Raw genomic sequence first — 18,768 nt, 5'->3', positions numbered from 1 at the left:
TTTTTACGTATTCCTTTGAGGAAAGGAATCTATGGAAAAGAGACATTACACAATAAAAGAGCTTCCGGAGTCTGAGCGCCCTTATGAAAAATGCGAGCGGCTGGGACCGGGGGCACTGACAGATGCGGAGCTTTTAGCCGCCGTTTTAAGAAGTGGTACGAAGGATAAAAGGGCCACTGGCCTGGCTGTGGAGATCTTAGGCCTGCACCCATATTATGAGGGGCTGCTGGGCATCTGTCATGTTACAATGAATGAACTGATGAGGATCAGGGGCATCGGCAGGGTGAAGGCAGTACAGATCCTTTGCATTGCAGAACTTTCCATGCGGCTGTCCTCACAGAAAGTACATAAGAAGATCAGTTTTCATACTCCAAAGTCCATTGCGGATTATTATATGGAAAAAATGCGTCACTTGAACAGGGAAGAAATGATTTTAATTCTTTTTAATGGGAAGAATAAAGTCATCAAAGAACTGAAGGTATCCGTAGGTACGGTCAATCAGACAGTGGCGTCACCCAGGGAAGTATTCCTGGAAGCATTGAAGTATGAAGCGGTCTATTTAATTTTGCTGCACAATCACCCTTCCGGGGACCCCACTCCCAGCAGGCAGGATGTCTCTGTCACGAAACGGATAAAAGAAGCAGGAGAACTGCTCGGCATTTATCTGTCCGACCATATCATCATCGGAGACCGTTCTTACGTAAGTTTTAAAGAACAACAATTACTTTAGCCCGATGGGGCGGTATGGAATGGAGTGCTTATGAAGAAGGGACTGATTGGAATCGAGCTGGGCTCTAAGAATCTTAGGATCTATTCGAAAGAAAAAGACCAGATTCTAAGGCTTAAAAATGTCATTGCCCTGACAGAAGATTCGGAGACAGCAGCAGTAGGAAACGAAGCGTTTTCAATGTATGAGAAAGAGCCACACCAGATACAGATCATTACGCCGATGGTCCACGGGGTGATCGGCGATTATACGAATATGCGCAGGCTTCTTGCGGAGATTCTCAGACGTTATCTGAGGAAGTTAAAAAAATATGAATTTTACATGGCTGTGCCGTCAGACATCACCGGCGTGGAGCGCAGAGCATTCTATGATCTGATGCTTGAGTCGTTCCGGTCGGTAAAAGAGGTCATACTATGGCCAAAGCCGATGGCGGATGCCGTGGGACTGGGCATTGATGTAGGGGCCCCCTGCGGCAACATGGTCATCAATATGGGAGCCGACACGACCGAGATCTCCGTGATCTCCCTCGGGGGCATCGTGAGAAGCCGTCTGGTAAAGCAGGGAGGCAGCCAGATCGACCAGTGGATGATCTCAAAGCTAAAGAGAAACCACAATATTGAGATCGGGATGAAGAGCGCGGAGCGGTTAAAGCTTCTGTATTCCAGAAGGGAAGAAGAAGGGAAGCCTGCCTATGTAAAAGGCAGAGACCTTGTCAGCGGGCTTCCAAAGAAGATCCAGGTTCCGGGAGATCTGGCAGAAGAAAAGGTAAGAAGCTATGTCAACGACATCATTATCGAGGCCAAAGCCATGTTGGAGGTGATTCCTCCGGAACTGGCATCGGATATCATGGTGGAGGGCATTTATCTGTCAGGGGGAAGTTCCTCCTTTCAGAAGATTCCGGAATGGATGGAAGATGCCATCGGCATTCATATCCGCCCCGGGGAACAGCCGGAGGAGAGTGTTGTCCGAGGCTTGAAGACGATCATGAACAAAGATTGCAAATACCAGTGAGGAAAGAGAAATGAAATTTCAGAAGAAAAATATGCGTTCAAGGCATTACCTGTTTATTTTTGTGGGAGTGTGCTTTTTGTTAATCGGGATCAGTGTTTTTGCGGGGGGCGTGCTGTCTCCGGTCAAAGCATTGGCCACAGGAATTTTAAGTCCTATGCAGAAAGGGATTAATTCCATTGGGAACGGTATTTTTTCCTGGAATGAAAATATAAAGACCAAGGAACAGCTGAAAGAAGATAACAAAGTTCTTCAGGAGAAGATCGATTCCCTGAAGATGCAGAACCGGATTCTGTCGCAGGACCAGATAGAGCTTGAGCGTCTCCAGGAACTTCTAAAGCTCAAAGCAAAATATAAAAAATACAGTACGGTCGGGGCCAGAGTTATCAGTAAGGGCTCCGGCAACTGGTTTGAAATCTTCGCCATCGACAAAGGAAGCAAAGACGGCATTAAGAAAAACATGAATGTGATCGCGGACAACGGGCTGGTGGGCATCGTATACGATGTGTCCGATCATTATGCGAAGGTGCGGACGATCATCAATGACACCAGCATGGTCAGCGCCATGTTTTTGAAGACAAAGGACTCCTGCATCGTCAGGGGAAGTCTGAGTACGATGTCTGACGGCTACCTGGAAGTCGTATATATTGATAAGACCGCAAAGGTCAAAGAAGGCGACGAGCTGGTGACCTCATATTTGAGTTCTAAATTTGTGGAAGGGCTCTCCATCGGAAAAGTATCCGATATCAAACTGGATTCCACAAAGCTTACAAAGACCGCAAAGGTCACACCGATCGTGGATTTCAAGCATTTAAAGGAAGTCCTGGTGATCACAGACCTGAAAGAAAATGTCAACCTGGATGAAAAGACAAAAGAATAGGCAGGTGGGATGATGAGACTGAAAAGGACTTTATTTTATATTCTATCTGTGATTTTTTGCTTTCTTCTGCAGACATCGGTGTTTCAGTTTTTAAAGCTTGCCGATGTCATGCCGAACGTTCTGCTGATCCTCACTGTGACCCTGGGATTGATCAGGGGAAAGAAAGCAGGGATCGGCATCGGATTTTCCTGCGGTCTGCTGATCGATATATTTTTCGGTGACGTTCTCGGGCAGTATGCCCTTCTTTATTTGCTCATCGGCTATATCAACGGATGTTTCAACTCTTTCTTTTATGAAGACGACGTCCTTCTGCCGTTCGGGCTTTTAGTCATCAATACCCTGGCTTACAGCTTTGCAATTTTTTTCTTTTTCTTTGCACTGAGAGGAAGATTTGCATTTTTCAGTTACTTAAAAGATATTATGATACCGGAAGCAGTCTATACAGGGCTGATCGCTCTGCCGCTGTATAAACTTCTTCTGTTCATCGACGTACGCATCAGCGATTCAGAAAAAAGGAGCATGTTCTAGTGTTTAGAAAGTTACAAAACCGGGTTGAAAAATTATTGGCAAACAGGCTTCTGGCAATGGCTGTTTTATTCACAGTGCTTTTTCTTTTACTCGTCTGCCGGCTGTTTGTCATTCAGATTGTTCAGGGGCAGTCACATAAAGAAGACTTCACCTACAAAGTAGAAAAGACCGTCAAGACTTCCGGTACGAGGGGAAATATCTATGACTGCAACGGAAAACTTCTGGCTTACAACAAAATGGTCTATACAGTCAATTTTCAGAATGACAATAAATTCAAAACGTTAGCCCAGGAAAACGATACATCTGAGAATTATGAAAAAAATAAGGTGATTTATGAAGTGATCAAGATCTTAGAGAAGAACAAAGATTCCTTCAAGAGCGATATCCCGATCGAGATCACAGGAAACGGCACGTTCCGCTTTACGGAGAAAGGCTCCAGACTGGAACGGTTCAAGAGGGAGGCATTCGGCATCGGAACAGATACCAAGGGTCTTTCCAAGGAGCGTTTAAAGCTCCGTCAGCAGCAGCTTAATGCCAGTGCGGAGGAAGTCTTTGAGTACTTAAGAAACGGGACTATGGGAAGTCCCGGAGTCGGGAAAATGTTTGACATTGATGAGAAGTATTCAGACAAAGATGCTTTAAAGATCATGTCTGTCCGATACAGCGCCTACTTAAGCCGTTATTCACAATATATGAAGGTGACCTTTGCCACAGAGGTGAGCAGCAGGAGCATCGCGGAGATCGAAGAGCGTTCCAATGAACTTACCGGGATCGACGTGAGTACCAAGTCCATCCGGGTTTATAAAAACAGTGAGGCCATGTCTCATGTAATCGGCTATACCGGTACAATCAATACCGAGGAACTTGATGACTATAATAAGGGAAAAAAAGAAAGTGACAAGGACTATTATGCGATGGACGACGCGGTCGGAAAGGCGGGCATTGAAAAAGAACTGGAGTCTTATCTGCACGGCAGCAGCGGAAGCCAGACCATGATCGTCAACAATATAGGAAAGATCGTAAAGACGACCAAGACGGAAAAGGCAGGAACAGGAAACAACGTAGTCCTGTCGATCGACAGTGATCTTCAGGAATATGCATATAACCTGTTAGAAAGAAGGATTACAGGCATCGTTCTGTCCAAACTCACCACCTCTGATTCCAAGGGTGACCGGAGCAATATAAGGATTCCAATCAAAGACGTCTACTATTCACTGATCGGAAACAGTATTGTGGATATCACGGACCTGAACGGAGAGCGTGCAAACTCTTATGAAAAGAGCATGTATAAAAAGATTCAGAGCCTCAAAAAGGACAGTATCAAAACGATTCGGAAGAATCTTACAGGCAGTACAAAGGCCTACAAAGACGAGAGTGAGGAAAAGCAGAATTATGCTGACTACGTGTATAAGATGCTTTCCAGGAAAAAAGTTTTCCTAACCGGCTCCGTCGACACGAAGGACAAGACATATCTCAGGTGGAAAGATGAAAAGATCGGCCTGGGTGAGTTCCTTAAATATGCCATCAATAAAGAATGGATCGATATTTCCATGCTGGATCTGCCGTCCAAATACAGTGATACAGAGCAGATCTTTGACGCGCTTGTGTCCTATGTTGAAGAACAGCTTCAGAAGGATGATGAATTTGATCTGACAGTATGTGAACAAAAGCTCGGAACCGGTGAACTCAGTGGAAGGTCTGTATGTCTGCTTTTGTACGAGCAGGGAGTCCTGAATAAGAAAAAAGACGCGGGGACCTATCAGAGTCTGAAAAACGGTTCCCTGGATGCCTACTCCTTCATACGGCAGAAGCTGTCAAAAAGAGAAATCACGCCGGCCCAGCTCGGCCTGGACCCGTGTTCCGGCTCCATTGTGATCACAGATCCCGACACGGGAAAAGTAAAAGCCATGGTCAGTTATCCGGGATATGACAGCAATAAGCTGTCCAATGGAATCGACAACGACTACTACCGCCAGCTGTCCAATTCCACGGCGACGCCTCTTTATAATCAGGTGCTGAATCACAGAACGGCTCCGGGGTCCACCTTCAAGCCTTTATCTGCGATCACCGCCCTGAATGAGGGAACGATTTCCACAGGCACCCAGATACAGTGTACCGGCGTGTTTGACAAGATCAGTCCCGCGGCCCATTGCTGGATTTATCCCAACGGAAGGCACGGCTACAATAATGTGGCCGGGGCATTAGAAGTCTCTTGTAATTGCTTCTTTTATGAGGTAGGATATGACTTAGGAATGACAGGGGCATCTTACAGCAGCAAGAAAGGCCTGGAGGCCCTGAAAAAATATGCGACCAAGGTCGGCCTGAATAAAAAGTCCGGTATTGAGCTGAGCGAGATGGCTCCGCATATTTCAGACGAAACCTCTGTGCGTTCTGCCATCGGACAGGGCACGAACAGTTTCACGCCGAGCCAGATTTCCAACTACGTGACGACGCTGTCAAATAAGGGAACCGTCTACGACCTGAGTATTTTAGACAAAGTTACCACTTCGGGCGGAAAGACGGTGAAAAAATACGGTGTCAAGAAGAAGAGCAAACTCACTCTGAATGATGACTCTTACTGGGATGCGGTCTGGTCCGGCATGCGCAGGGTTGTTTCAGGAAAGAAAGGCGCTGTGACCAGCATATTCAAAGGGCTTAATGTGAAAGTGGCGGGCAAGACAGGAACCGCACAGGAAGATAAAAAGAGGCCGAACCATGCGCTGTTCATATCTTTCGGTCCCTATGAAGACCCGGAGATCACGGTCACTGCAGTCATCCCTTACGGATATACGTCATCCAATGCGGCAGCCGCGGCGAAGGATCTCTACAAGTATTATTTTGCAAATGATAAAGAGAAGGCGAAATTAAGGAAGGACAAGAAAGTAATTTCTGCGGCCGGTTCAGTATCCGATTAAGAGAGGTGAAAATATATGAAAGAACCAGTATTGTTGAAAGGAAACAATTTTGGTTTGACGATTGTCCTGGATGACAAGATAGAGTTTGAAGAACTGCTGGCGATTATCGCGAGAAAGTTTGTGGAAGCCGCGAAGTTTTTCAACACCAAAACTCAGGTTGTATTAAAAATCGAAGGAAGGGTTTTAAGCGTGGAGGAAACGGAGCGGGTTTTGGAAACGATCACAGAGAACAGCTCCCTCTCCATCGCCTATGTGATGGAAGGGGACCAGGTTCTGGAAACCAAATTTAAACAGCTGATCGAGGAGAGAGCCATCAGGCTGAAAGAGTCCAGGAGCGAATCCCGTTTAAAAAGCGGAGGAGTCTCCTTCGGACAATTTTACCAGGGGACTTTAAGATCCGGACAGAGTCTGGAATCCGATGCCAGTGTGGTAGTCATCGGGGATGTGAACCCCGGAGCTACCGTGAAGGCAAAGGGCAATATCGTCGTACTGGGGTGTGTAAAAGGCTATGTGTTTGCAGGAGTGGACGGGAATGACAAGGCTTTCATCGCTGCCCTTGAGATGAAGCCGATGCAGATCCGGATCGGCAGCTATATTGCGAGATCATCCGATCAGGTATCTGCAAAGAAGCGGCTGTTTGGGAAAAAAGCAAAGCAAGGCGACGAGGAAGCCAAGATTGCATTTGTAGAGGATGAAAATATTTACATAGAACCTATATCAAAATCACTTCTGAATGAAATTACAGCTTAAAACAATGGAGGAAGAAAACAATGAGTGAAGTAATCGTAATCACATCAGGAAAAGGCGGCGTTGGGAAAACAACCACGACGGCCAACGTAGGAACCGGTCTGGCAAAAGAAGGGAAAAAGGTCGTACTGATCGACACGGACATCGGTCTCAGGAATCTGGATGTGGTCATGGGGCTGGAAAACAGGATTGTCTATAATCTTGTCGATGTGGTAGAGGGAAACTGCAGGATCAAACAGGCGATGATCAAGGACAAAAAATATCCGGATCTTTATCTTCTGCCTTCTGCACAGACAAGGGATAAATCTTCTGTGAGTCCTGAGCAGATGAAAAAAGTTGTGGATGAGCTGAAAGAAGAGTTTGACTATATCCTTCTGGACTGCCCGGCAGGGATCGAACAGGGATTCCAGAATGCCATCGCAGGAGCAGACCGCGCACTGATCGTGACGACTCCGGAGGTATCTGCGATCCGTGATGCAGACCGGATCATCGGACTTTTGGAGGCCAACGATATACATAAGATCGATTTAGTCATCAACAGGATCCGTATGGACATGGTAAAAAGAGGGGACATGCTGTCAAAGGATGATGTCCTGGATATCCTGGCAATCGATCTGATCGGCGTTGTGCCGGACGATGAAAACATTGTCGTATCTACAAACCAGGGGGAACCTCTTGTGGGCAGCGACAGTATGGCAGGAAAAGCTTATATGAACATCTGTAAGAGGGTTATGGGACAAGAAGTACCGTTTTTGGATTTGGATACCAAATCATTCTTCGAGAAACTTGCCGGCATTTTTAAGAAATAGTCAAGGAGGAGAAGAATGGGTTTGTTTGATAGCTTTTTTAAAAAGAAAAATTCCGCTGATGAAGCAAGGGACCGGCTGAAGCTTTTGCTGGTATCTGACCGTTCCAACTGTTCTCCGGAAACTATGGAACTGATCAAAAATGACATCATCAAGGTGATCTCAAAATATATGGAGATCGATCCGCAGGGATTGGATATTCAGATTACTCAGAACGACGAAGAACACAGCGGACCGGCGCTGTTTGCGAATATCCCGATCCGGGAAATGAAAAAGAAAAAATAGACATGGAGTGATAAAATGCTTAGAAACTACCGACTGCAAAACTACAATATAAAGCTGGTTCTCAATGTATTGGTGCTGGCCACATTAGGAATTATTTTTATCCACAGCGCAAATCCGTCTTTTGTGATGAAACAGGGCTTGGGTCTGATCCTTTGTTTTGCGGTCATGGCAGTAGTTTCTCTGATCGATTATCAGACGTGGCTTCGGAGTTCCAATCTGCTCTATATCATCAATCTTTTGTTGCTGATAGGCGTTAAGCTGTTTGGAAAAGACGTAAACGGGGCAAAGCGCTGGTTTTCACTGGGGCCCCTGGGGACGCTTCAGCCGTCAGAGCTCAGCAAGATCGTGATGATCATTGTCATCGCAGATTTCGTAGTTCGCCACGAGGACGATCTGAACGAACCGAAAGTATTGGGGAAACTTGCACTTTTATGTGCACCGCCGCTGTATCTGATTCTGAAACAGCCGAATCTGTCCACGACACTGGATATCGTTTTTATCATTCTTGCCATCGTCTTTGTGGGAGGATTAAGCTCTAAGCTGATCCTGAGAGTTTTGATCATAGGGATTCCTCTTTTTGCAGTGTTTATATGGTATGTCCAGACACCGGGACAGATTCTTTTAGAGTCTCATCAGGTGGCGCGGATCATGTCCTTTTTAAACCCGGCTGCCTATGCGGATTCTACGGCACTGCAGACAGCCAACTCTGTTATGGCCATCGGGTCCGGAGGTTTGTTCGGAAAGGGATTCGGATCAAATACGATCTCTGATGTCTCTGCCAGCGATGTAAATCTGGTGTCAGAACGCCAGACAGACTTTATTTTTTCTGTGGTTGGAGAAGAGTTCGGGTTTTTAGGGTGTCTTGTTGTGATCGGCCTGCTGGTTCTTTTAGTAGCCCAGTGCCTGAATGTGGCCCGGAAAGCCGATAATGGAGCAGCCAAAATGGTAGCTGTGGGCGTGTCTGCCTATATGGGATTCCAGTCCTTTATCAACATAGGAGTTGCCACAGGGACTTTGCCCAATACAGGACTTCCGCTGCCGTTTATCAGCTATGGCCTGAGTTCACTCTTGTCGGCATCCATTGCGATCGGCCTGATGCTGAATATTTATCTTCAACGCAAAAAATATTAGGAGGAACCTTTATGAATGTAGGATTAATTGCGCACGATGCGAAAAAAATGCTGATGCAGAACCTCTGCATTGCTTATCAGGATATTTTAAGACGGCATACGCTGTACGCCACAGCCACCACGGGAAAGGTGATCGAGGAAGTGACAAACCTGACGATCCATAAGCTTCAGGTGGGACATTTCGGCGGCATGCATCAGATCGGGGCGTTGATCGAAAACAATGAAATGGATCTTCTTATCTTTCTGCAGGATCCGGACAACAAGCAGAGGACACAGGGCTTCTATGATGTATTGAACCTTTGTGACAAACACAACATCCCGTGTGCCACCAATCTGCCGACGGCAGAGGCTCTGATTATGGCCCTGGACCGGGGGGATCTGGACTGGAGAGAGATGTATACTCAATAGGCTGTCACATGACAGTCTTTCTTTTCATTTCTTAGGACATTTGCTTGAAATCAGGAGGACAGAATGAAAAAACGAATTTTATGTATATGTATGACGGCAGTATTGCTCGTTTCTCTGACCGGGTGCAGCGCGGCGGATACATTGACGCAGCTTTCTGTCACTTATGAAAAACATCTGGAGCAGAACCAGGATGAGCTTAGAACGGAGACTCTGGGGGATAACTGGAAGTCGAAAGGAGCCTATGTAGGCGTTATATCCAGGGAGGATGCCGACACAGAGCAGTATTCCGGAGTGAAAGAGGCGCTGCTCGTCAACAATACGACAAATCAGGTGCTCGTTGCGCAGAAGGTATTTGACAAGGCCTACCCTGCGAGTATCACAAAGATCATGACTGCCCTTCTGGTCCTGGAAAACTGCAGTCTTGATGATGTTGTGACCATTGACCGGGATATCACCTTCGATGACCCGGCAGCAGTGAGCCTTCATCTGAAAAAGGGCGACAAGATCACGGTGGAAGCACTTTTAAACGGACTGATCGTCATGTCTGCCAACGATACTGCCATTGCTTTGGGAAGAAAGGTGGCCGGAAGCGATAAAAAGTTTGTGGCGATGATGAATAAGAGAGCCCGTGAGCTGGGAGCTACCAATACAAATTTTCAGAATCCAAACGGCCTTCATTTGAAGAATCATTATACGACTGCGTATGACCTGTACCTGATCTTCCAGGAACTGGTGAAACATAATGAATTTTTATCCATTGCAGGAAAGGCGAGCAGTTATATAGAATATACGAACCAGAAGAACAAGCTGCAGGCATTTGATATGGCAGCGACCAATCAGTACCTGCTGGGCAATTACAATCTTCCTCACAAAGTGTTTATGCTGGGAGGAAAGACGGGGACAACGGGAGAAGCCGGTTCCTGTCTGATCATTCTCACGAAAAACGAGGAGGGGGAAGAATTTATCTCTGTCATCTTAAAGGCTTCCAGCAAACAGACTCTATATCACACGATGACAGAAGTACTGAAAAAGGAAAATTAAGAAGATGGAACGCTACAACACTTACTCGGCACATTTGAAGAAGAGATTCGGTGAGAAAGTATATAAACTCCCGGTCAATCTCCCGGTGACCTGTCCGAACCGGATAGAAGGCAGAGGCTGCAGTTTCTGTGCCGGAGTCGGGACCGGCTTTGAAGCCATGTCTGAAACAGTGCCCGTAAAGGACCAGCTGAATAGAACAAAAGCTTATATCGGCAAACGGTACGGGGCAAAAAAGTTTTTAGCTTATTTTCAGAATTACACGAACACATTTCTGCCCCTTGGGGAATTTCGCGACTATGTGCTGGAAGCACTGGAGGAAGAAGATATTGTGGGGATCTCAATATCCACCAGACCCGACTGTATCCGGAAAGATTATCTGGAATTTTTAAATGAGATACAAAAGGAGCGGGGAGCCGCCGTGACCATGGAATTCGGACTTCAGACGGTCAATTACCATACTCTGAGGAAGATCAAAAGGGGCCATACTCTGGCAGAGTATTTGAATGCGGTCCTTCTCACGGCACCCTACGGGTTTGAGATCTGCACTCATGTCATTCTGAATCTGCCCGGAGATACAGCCGAAGATGCAGTGGAGACAGCCAGGGTGATCTCTGCCCTGCCCGTGTCTGTGGTCAAAGCCCATTCTCTTTATATTCCGAAGAACTCCGTATTGTATGAAGAATACAGGGATGGTAAAATATCTTTATGCACAAAAGAAGAATACATAAACCGGCTGACAGAGTTTGTGGCTAACCTGAGAGAAGATATTGTCATCGAGAGGCTGTTCAGCAGAGTGCCTGAGGAAGATGCCGTATTTTCAAACTGGGGAGTCAGCTGGTGGAAGCTAAAGGATCTGTTTGAGGAAACAATGAAACAAAAAGGATATGTCCAGGGATGCAGATGTGATTATTTAGACGGGGCAGCTTTGAGGCGCTGGAGGATATAGATGGCTAGAAAAAAATCGAGATGGAATATCGGGACTATCGTTTTTCTTGTCCTGCTGATCTATGTTCTGATCAATGTAATGATCTTCGTAGGCAAGGAAAAGCTGACGGTTTATAAAGTGACAGAAGATAAAATTTTATCGACATATTCCCTCACCGGAATCGCCCTCAGGAACGAGAAACTTTTGAAGGCCGAAGATGACGGTTATATTACATATTATACGGAAGAGGGAAAGAGGGTCAAAAAGTCCGGCATGCTCTATGTTTTGGACAAGAACGGTAAGGTCCAGAAAGAGTTTGCCAATCAGGTGGAAGAGATGAAGGGAAGAGGAGATATCCAGGAGAATACCAGGATTAAAAACCGGCTTTCCGAGTTTAAATCAATCTACTCGGACAAGGATTTTGAAGATGTCTATGACTTGAAATATGACCTGAAAAATGCTGTGCTGGGCATTAATGAAAAATCTTTGAAGAAGGTCATGGAACAGGTGAAAGAACAGGTTGGGGATGCGTCGTTTTCTACCAGAAGGAGCAGTATAAGCGGCATTGCAAGCTTTTATTCGGATTCCTTCGACGGCAGGGAGGCAGGCCAGATTAAAGCGAGTGATTTTGAGAGAGAAAATTACAGGGTCACAAAACTGAATTCTACAGACAAAGTGAAAAAAGGGGACACCGTATGCAGAGTGACGAAAAATGAGAAATGGACACTGACGGTACTTCTTGATAAAGAACAGTATACCAGCCTTAAAGGCAGAAAGACCGTAACCGTGAAATTCGTGGATGACCAGATGAAAGCAGAGGCCGGCGTTGAGACCGAAAAAAAAGAAGACGGCTATTTTGCCTATCTGTCTCTGGACCAATATCTGATCCGTTACATCGGAGAGCGGTATGTGGATATCGATCTGCTCCTGGATACTTACCAGGGACTTAAAATTCCGGATTCTGCGATTGTCTCAAAACAGTTTTATCAGGTTCCGGTCAAGTACATTACAAAGGGCAATAACGGAGCAAGCGAGGGCTTCAGTGTCAGAACCACGTCCAAGGACGGAAATGTCAAGGTAGAACAAAAAGAATTTAAGATTTATAAGAAGACAAAGAATTACTGTTATCTGAATCCGGAAGAGGTGGAGGAAGGCACTACCTTTGAGGCAATGGACGCCGGTGACCGCTTTACCGTAGGAGAAAAGAAGAGACTGAAAGGAGTCTACTGCACGAATCAGGGCTATGCTGATTTCCGTCCGGTACAGGTTATTGTAAATAAAGACGGCTATACCATAGTACAGACAGATACGTTAAACGGTATTCGACTGTATGACTTTGTTGTTCTCGACAGCAAAGCGATCAAGGAAAACCAGATCATATATTAAAGTTAGGAAGTGTGTGATATGTTAATCGATCAGTACAATCTAGTGAAAGAAAATGTAAAGGCTGCCTGTGAAAAGGTGGGGAGAGATCCGGAAGAGGTTACTGTGATTGCGGTCAGCAAGACAAAACCTCTGTCTATGATCGAGGAGCTTATGGACTGCGGGGTCATGGATTTCGGGGAAAACAAGGTCCAGGAGATCATGAAGAAATATGAGGAGATCAAGTCTCCGGTGCGCTGGCATATGATCGGCCATTTCCAGACAAATAAAGTGAAATATATCGTGGATAAGGTGGCGCTGGTCCACTCTGTGGATTCTATAAAGCTGGCAAGACAGATCAGCAAAGAAGCCTTAAAACACAAGATCCAGGTGCCGGTACTGATTCAAGTGAACCTGGCAAGGGAAAAGACAAAATCCGGCTTTATGGAAGAAGATCTCTACAGTGCGCTGGAAGAAATTTCTAGCCTTCCGGGTGTTTTTGTGCAGGGACTCATGCAGATCGCACCATTCGTGGAAAATCCAGAAAATAACCGGGTATATTTCAGAAGGATGCGGCAATTATTTGTTGACATCAAAGAGAAAAACTTTGATAATATAGCTATGAACATCCTTTCCATGGGTATGACGAATGATTATCAGGTTGCGGTGGAAGAAGGCTCTACCATGGTACGGGTAGGAACAGGTATTTTTGGGGAAAGAGACTACAATAAATAGTGGAGGATAAAGAGCATGGGTGCAGTGGATAAGCTGTTGAATTTTATGAAACTTACGGAAGATGAAGAATATGATGAATACGACGAATACGAAGAGGAAGAAGAAGAACCGGATACAGAACGGCGCTCATTCTTCCGGAAAAAAGACACTGTCAGAGAAGAGTCAAATGTGATTGAACCGATCACATATACGAGCAGAGAAACGAAAGATCCGAAACCCCGCCGCTTCGGCTCCGGAAAAGTAGTATCCATGAACGGACACGGTGTAGAAGTTTACGTGATCAAGCCTCAGGACTTTGCAGAGGCCCAGACGGCAGCAGATCTTCTGAAAGAAGGCAAGACAGTTGTCATCAACTTAGAAGGAGTTGAGCTGACGGTTGCCCAGAGAAGCATCGACTTTGTGGGCGGAGCGACCTATGCGATTGACGGCTCCCTTCAGGCTGTTTCCAACAATATTTTTATTGCGGCACCGGACAGCATTGAGGTCAATGGAGATTTAAGAAGTGAGATCATGAATGAAAATATCATCTCACCTCAGCTAAAATAAGCCATGGACGAGCAGCTGTTTAAAAAGCGACTGGAAGAATTGGCTCAGACTGCATTTATGAATTCAGTGTATACCCATACACCGTTTTTGTCGGAGAGGGAACAGAGCCTCTTTCATGAGATGAGACAGGATCTTTCTTTTGCAGACGCATCACTTTATGGCGGCCATGAAGATTATGACCGCTGTATTATTGTGTTCGGCTCAGAAGAGATGTTTGGATATGAAGGTGAGATTCCATTGGCATGTGCCAAAATCTCGCCTCTTTTTAAAAAGTTTGCAGAAACGCTCACCCACAGGGACTACCTTGGCGCTCTCATGAACCTGGGGATTGAGAGAAGCCAGATCGGTGATATCTTAGTTTCGGATGGGGAGGCTTATGTTTTCTGTTTCAGACATATGGCTGAATTTCTGTGCCGGGAACTTACAAAGGTCAGGAATACACAGGTGGAAACCGTCCAGATGGATTTTAAGGACATTCATTACTGCCAGGAATATATTACAAAAGATGGATTTGTGTCTTCCCCAAGGCTGGATGCGCTTGTGGGGCTGGCTTTCGGCCTCTCGAGGAGCAAGGCTCTTTCATTATTTCAGAGTCAGAAAGTATTCATCCGAGGAAAAATGGAGACAAGGAACAGTTACCAGGCAAAACCAGAAGACGTCATATCTGTCCGGGGATTCGGCAAATTCCGGTTTCAGAAACTGGGAAGAGAGACGAAGAAGGGCAGATTTCACGTAAAGCTGCAAATTTATAAATAGGAGGATGCACATGATTACACCAATCGAGTTATTAGGTAAGGAACTGAAAAGAGGATTTGGCTATAAAGCTATTGAAGTCGATGAATTTCTCGAAGAAGTGGCCAGAGATTACGAGAAAGTTTACAAAGAAAACAACGAGCTGAAAGAGAGAGTCTCAGCCCTTACAGAGAATCTGAATCATTACCGTGTCATCGAAGAGTCATTAAAAAAGGCACTGGTGCTTGCGGAGGAAACTTCCAAGGAGACGATCGCAAATGCCGACAAGGCGGCCAAAGCCATGGAAGAGCAGGCAGAGATGGAAGCCAGGGAGATCCTTGAAAAAGCCAGAAGAGAAGCCGAGGATTTTGCAAGGCAGGCGAGAGAGGCATTTGACAAAGAAAACCAGGAAAAGCTGGGAGAGATCGCGTCTCTGGAAAAACAGATCAACAAATTGACTGGGGATTATGTGTCATACAAATCCAGAATGATGCAGTTTATCAACGGGCAGCTGGATTATCTGAAGAACCCGGTATATGATCTGGAGATCTCCAAAAAAGAGAAAGAAGAGACAGAAGAGACAGAGGCAGCGGCTGCTGAGGAGCCTGATTATGATGGAAGAGAGTAAGCTTAGCGTCAGGGAACAGGGGAAAAAGATATATGATATTTATTTCAGGGACTCTTTTGATGACCTGACAGAGGCACTCTCTGATGCTGGCCTATTAAACAGAAAAGTGTGCATTGTGACAGAGAGCAATGTAGCACCGCTCTATTTAAAAGAGTTGTATGACTTGTTAGGCCCTGTCTGCACGAAAGTGACCACATTCAGCTTCAGTGCGGGAGAAGCCCACAAACAGCTGAAGACCGTGGAACATTTATACGAGCAGCTGATCCGGAATCATTTTGACCGGAAGGACCTGATTGTGGCTCTGGGCGGCGGTGTGGCAGGAGATATGGCCGGGTTTGCCGCAGCGACTTATTTAAGAGGGATCGATTTCATTCAGATTCCGACGACTCTGCTTTCTCAGGTGGACAGCAGCATCGGAGGAAAGACCGGCGTAGATTTTATCCAATACAAAAATATGATCGGTGCTTTTCACCAGCCCAAGCTGGTCTATATCAATGTCAACACATTAAAGAGTCTTCCAAAGAGGGAGTATTTGTCCGGAATGGCAGAGGTGGTAAAGCACGGACTGATCAAAGATCAGGAGTATTACCGCTGGATCAGAGACCATAAAAAACAGATCCTCTCGAAAGATCCGGATACAATGCTTGAGATGATCCGAAAAAGCTGTGATATCAAACGGCGGGTCGTGGAGGAAGATCCGAAAGAGCAGGGAGAGCGTGCCCTTTTAAATTTTGGACATACACTGGGCCACGCAGTGGAGACTCTGATGGATTTTTCCCTGCTTCACGGAGAGTGTGTGGCGGCCGGGTGCAGGCTCGCTCTGAAGCTTTCCAGAAACCGCAGGATGTTATCTGAAAAAGAGACAGAGGAAGCATGTGCATTGTTTGATGCCTTTTCTCTGGATCAAAGGTTTGACAGGCTGACGCCGGAGCGGATCATAGAGACAACAAAGTCTGACAAGAAGATGGCAGGAGGACATATCCGTTTTATTCTTTTAAAAAGGATCGGGGAGGCCTGCATTGACCTCACGGTCAGCGACAAAGAAATGATGGAAGTATTAGAGGAAGAGCTGAGATGAAGCAGATAAAAGTATTCGCCGCGATCGTAATTTTTCTGGCTGCAGACCAGATTTCTAAGGCAGCGGCGGTGATGTCCCTGAAAGGGAGAGAAGGGATTTCAATCCTGAAAGATATATTTGAACTTCAGTATGTGGAAAACAGGGGGGCGGCTTTTGGGATTTTACAAAATCAGCAATGGCTGTTTTTTGTCATCACGGTGCTTGCTGTGGCGCTGCTTACATTTGCTTATTCTAAGCTGCCGGATGAGAAAAAATACCGCCCGCTCCGCTTTTGCTACGTTTTTTTATGTGCCGGAGCCGTCGGCAATCTTATAGACAGAATTTTCAGGGGGTATGTGGTGGACTTTTTCTATTTTAAACCGATCAATTTTCCTGTGTTCAACGTAGCTGACATCTATGTGACAGTATCTATGACAGTGCTGTTTTTTCTCATTCTCATTTACTATAAAGAAGACGATTTTGCATTTTTAGAAAAAAGGAAACAGGTCTGATGGAACAATGGAGACAATTTACAGTTTCGCAGAAAGAGGCCGGCAGCAGACTGGATGTCTGTCTGGCCGGAAGGTTCCCGGAATTTACCAGATCCTATTTGCAGAAACTTTGCAGGGATTCAGCGGTGCTGGTAGATGACGCGGAAAAAAAGAGCAATCATAAAGTCCGGGAGGGTGAACAGGTCATTTTGAAGGTTCCGAAGCCGACCGAGCTCTCCATAAGGCCTGAAAAAATGGATCTGGACATTGTCTATGAAGACCGGGATATCATCCTGGTTAATAAACCGAAGGATATGGTAGTTCATCCGGCGCCGGGCCACTATGAGGGCACTCTGGTCAACGGGCTGATGGAACACTGCAGGGATGAGCTGTCAGGGATCAATGGGGTACTGCGCCCCGGCATCGTCCACAGGATCGATAAGGATACCACAGGAATTCTCATCGTCTGCAAAAATGATATGGCTCACCAGTGTCTTGCAGAACAGCTGAAGGATCACACGATTACAAGGCGTTACCATGCCATTGTTTATCACAATATAAAAGAAGAATCAGGAACGGTGGATGCACCGATCGCAAGAAGCAGAAAAGACCGGAAGAAGATGGCGATAGACCGGGAGACCGGCAGGAGAGCAGTCACTCATTACCGGGTGCTGGGACGCCTGAAAGAAGGTTTTACCTACATCGAATGCAGTCTGGAGACGGGAAGGACCCATCAGATCCGGGTGCATATGGCATCCATAGGCCATCCGCTTTTGGGCGACACCGTCTATGGTCCGAAAAAGTCAAGGTATTCCCTTGACGGGCAGTGCCTTCACGCCAAAGTCCTCGGATTTGTCCATCCGAGGACGAAGGAATACATGGAGTTTGAGGTGGGGCTTCCTGCATACTTTGAAGAGCTTTTAAAACGTTTAGGTTAAAGAAAGGAAATCAGCATGGAAATTGGATTTATAGGGTGCGGAAATATGGCGAAGGCCATGATTTCGGGAATTCTTGCAGAAGGCACATATACAAAAGACGAGATTATTGCTTCCGGGCCTTCTGAGGACAAAATGGATCAGATCTCAGAACAGCTCGGCATAACAACAACAGCAGACAACATAAAAGCGGCGAAGAATTCAAGGATCATTGTTTTGTCCGTAAAACCGCAGATGTATGATAAGGTAATCCGGGAGATCCGGGACGAGGTCGGCAAAGACCAGATCGTTGTCACCATTGCGGCAGGGCTTTCTATGGAGACTGTGGAGCGGAGCTTCGGAAAAGAGACAAAAATTATCCGTACCATGCCGAATACACCGGCTCTGGTAGGAGAAGGCATGACCGGCATGTGTATGAATCCATATGTTGAGGAGGAAGAAGCCCGGGAAGTCCGGAAGATTTTTGAAAGTTTCGGGAAGGTAGAAATCGTGGATGAAAAGCTCATTGACGCGGTAGTCGGTGTCAGCGGAAGTTCACCAGCCTACGTCTATATGTTTATCGAGGCGCTGGCAGACGCTGCGGTGCTCGGAGGGATTCCGAGAGAAAAAGCATATACCTTTGCGGCTCAGGCAGTGCTGGGAAGTGCCAAAATGGTCCTCGAGACAAAAGACCATCCGGGTAAATTAAAAGATGCGGTGTGTTCTCCGGCGGGAACGACGATCGAAGCCGTGAGAGTCCTGGAACAAAAAGGTCTCAGAAGTGCTGTCATGGAAGCGGCCAGCGCGGCTGTGGAAGTGAGCAGAAATATGTAAATGATCCTTTACAAGGAAATTTTTCTGTGATATACTCATCGAGTTGACCGGTACTCAGATTTCGGACAT

Annotated in this window: 21 protein-coding genes; all 21 read left to right on the top strand. The window is 46.1% G+C overall.

Features of this window, described 5'->3' with window-relative positions:
* Positions 1-31: 31 nt before the first annotated feature.
* Positions 32-730 (top strand): RadC family protein, encoded by a 699-nt coding sequence (gene radC / locus CI597_RS05645; RefSeq protein WP_024727067.1) that lies wholly within the window; start codon positions 32-34, stop codon positions 728-730.
* A gap of 30 nt (positions 731-760) precedes the next feature.
* The gene (locus tag CI597_RS05640; RefSeq protein ID WP_024727068.1) at positions 761-1,738 is read left to right on the top strand and encodes a rod shape-determining protein; all 978 of its coding nucleotides are present in this window, start codon (positions 761-763) and stop codon (positions 1,736-1,738) included.
* A gap of 10 nt (positions 1,739-1,748) precedes the next feature.
* Positions 1,749-2,615 carry a rod shape-determining protein MreC gene (gene mreC, locus CI597_RS05635; protein WP_024727069.1) on the top strand — a complete coding sequence of 289 codons (867 nt, stop codon included), beginning with the start codon at positions 1,749-1,751 and terminating at the stop codon, positions 2,613-2,615.
* Between the two features lie 9 nt (positions 2,616-2,624).
* Positions 2,625-3,143: a rod shape-determining protein MreD gene (gene mreD, locus CI597_RS05630; protein ID WP_006565826.1), complete on the top strand. Its 519-nt coding sequence runs from the start codon at positions 2,625-2,627 to the stop codon at positions 3,141-3,143.
* The gene (locus tag CI597_RS05625; RefSeq protein WP_024727070.1) at positions 3,143-6,058 is read left to right on the top strand and encodes a penicillin-binding transpeptidase domain-containing protein; all 2,916 of its coding nucleotides are present in this window, start codon (positions 3,143-3,145) and stop codon (positions 6,056-6,058) included. Before mreD ends, CI597_RS05625 begins: the two co-directional genes overlap by 1 nt.
* A gap of 15 nt (positions 6,059-6,073) precedes the next feature.
* Positions 6,074-6,808, top strand: a complete 735-nt coding sequence (gene minC, locus CI597_RS05620; RefSeq protein WP_024727071.1) for a septum site-determining protein MinC — start codon at positions 6,074-6,076, stop codon at positions 6,806-6,808.
* Between the two features lie 20 nt (positions 6,809-6,828).
* Complete coding sequence (gene minD / locus CI597_RS05615) at positions 6,829-7,614, top strand: septum site-determining protein MinD (protein WP_009290508.1); 786 nt, start codon at positions 6,829-6,831, stop codon at positions 7,612-7,614.
* 15 nt (positions 7,615-7,629) lie between these two features.
* The gene (gene minE / locus CI597_RS05610; protein WP_009290509.1) at positions 7,630-7,896 is read left to right on the top strand and encodes a cell division topological specificity factor MinE; all 267 of its coding nucleotides are present in this window, start codon (positions 7,630-7,632) and stop codon (positions 7,894-7,896) included.
* 15 nt (positions 7,897-7,911) lie between these two features.
* Complete coding sequence (locus CI597_RS05605) at positions 7,912-9,027, top strand: FtsW/RodA/SpoVE family cell cycle protein (protein ID WP_009290510.1); 1,116 nt, start codon at positions 7,912-7,914, stop codon at positions 9,025-9,027.
* Positions 9,028-9,038: 11 nt separating this feature from the next.
* A complete protein-coding gene (locus CI597_RS05600; protein WP_022261002.1) occupies positions 9,039-9,434 on the top strand; it encodes a methylglyoxal synthase in 396 nt (131 codons plus the stop codon).
* Between the two features lie 63 nt (positions 9,435-9,497).
* Entirely contained in the window at positions 9,498-10,475 is a 978-nt protein-coding gene (locus tag CI597_RS05595) for a D-alanyl-D-alanine carboxypeptidase family protein (protein ID WP_235824558.1), read from the top strand.
* Positions 10,476-10,479: 4 nt separating this feature from the next.
* Positions 10,480-11,421 (top strand): TIGR01212 family radical SAM protein, encoded by a 942-nt coding sequence (locus CI597_RS05590; protein ID WP_034549105.1) that lies wholly within the window; start codon positions 10,480-10,482, stop codon positions 11,419-11,421.
* Positions 11,422-12,786, top strand: coding sequence for an HlyD family efflux transporter periplasmic adaptor subunit (locus CI597_RS05585; RefSeq protein ID WP_024727074.1), 1,365 nt, complete (start codon positions 11,422-11,424; stop codon positions 12,784-12,786).
* Between the two features lie 18 nt (positions 12,787-12,804).
* Positions 12,805-13,497 (top strand): YggS family pyridoxal phosphate-dependent enzyme, encoded by a 693-nt coding sequence (locus tag CI597_RS05580; RefSeq protein WP_024727075.1) that lies wholly within the window; start codon positions 12,805-12,807, stop codon positions 13,495-13,497.
* Positions 13,498-13,512: 15 nt separating this feature from the next.
* Positions 13,513-14,043: a cell division protein SepF gene (locus CI597_RS05575; protein WP_006565815.1), complete on the top strand. Its 531-nt coding sequence runs from the start codon at positions 13,513-13,515 to the stop codon at positions 14,041-14,043.
* A 3-nt stretch (positions 14,044-14,046) separates the two neighbouring features.
* The gene (locus CI597_RS05570; protein WP_024727076.1) at positions 14,047-14,799 is read left to right on the top strand and encodes an RNA-binding protein; all 753 of its coding nucleotides are present in this window, start codon (positions 14,047-14,049) and stop codon (positions 14,797-14,799) included.
* Positions 14,800-14,809: 10 nt separating this feature from the next.
* The gene (locus tag CI597_RS05565) at positions 14,810-15,403 is read left to right on the top strand and encodes a DivIVA domain-containing protein (protein ID WP_024727077.1); all 594 of its coding nucleotides are present in this window, start codon (positions 14,810-14,812) and stop codon (positions 15,401-15,403) included.
* A complete protein-coding gene (gene aroB, locus CI597_RS05560; protein WP_024727078.1) occupies positions 15,390-16,481 on the top strand; it encodes a 3-dehydroquinate synthase in 1,092 nt (363 codons plus the stop codon). The genes CI597_RS05565 and aroB overlap by 14 nt, the downstream gene beginning before the upstream one ends.
* Entirely contained in the window at positions 16,478-16,972 is a 495-nt protein-coding gene (gene lspA, locus CI597_RS05555) for a signal peptidase II (protein ID WP_024727079.1), read from the top strand. The genes aroB and lspA overlap by 4 nt, the downstream gene beginning before the upstream one ends.
* The gene (locus tag CI597_RS05550; protein WP_024727080.1) at positions 16,972-17,889 is read left to right on the top strand and encodes an RluA family pseudouridine synthase; all 918 of its coding nucleotides are present in this window, start codon (positions 16,972-16,974) and stop codon (positions 17,887-17,889) included. Before lspA ends, CI597_RS05550 begins: the two co-directional genes overlap by 1 nt.
* 15 nt (positions 17,890-17,904) lie before the next feature.
* Positions 17,905-18,699, top strand: coding sequence for a pyrroline-5-carboxylate reductase (gene proC, locus CI597_RS05545; protein WP_024727081.1), 795 nt, complete (start codon positions 17,905-17,907; stop codon positions 18,697-18,699).
* The last annotated feature ends 69 nt before the right edge of the window (positions 18,700-18,768 follow it).

The organism is Anaerostipes hominis (ex Lee et al. 2021) (genome assembly GCF_002270485.1).
Taxonomy (GTDB): domain Bacteria; phylum Bacillota; class Clostridia; order Lachnospirales; family Lachnospiraceae; genus Anaerostipes; species Anaerostipes hominis.
This window is presented reverse-complemented; position numbering and strand designations above follow the sequence as displayed.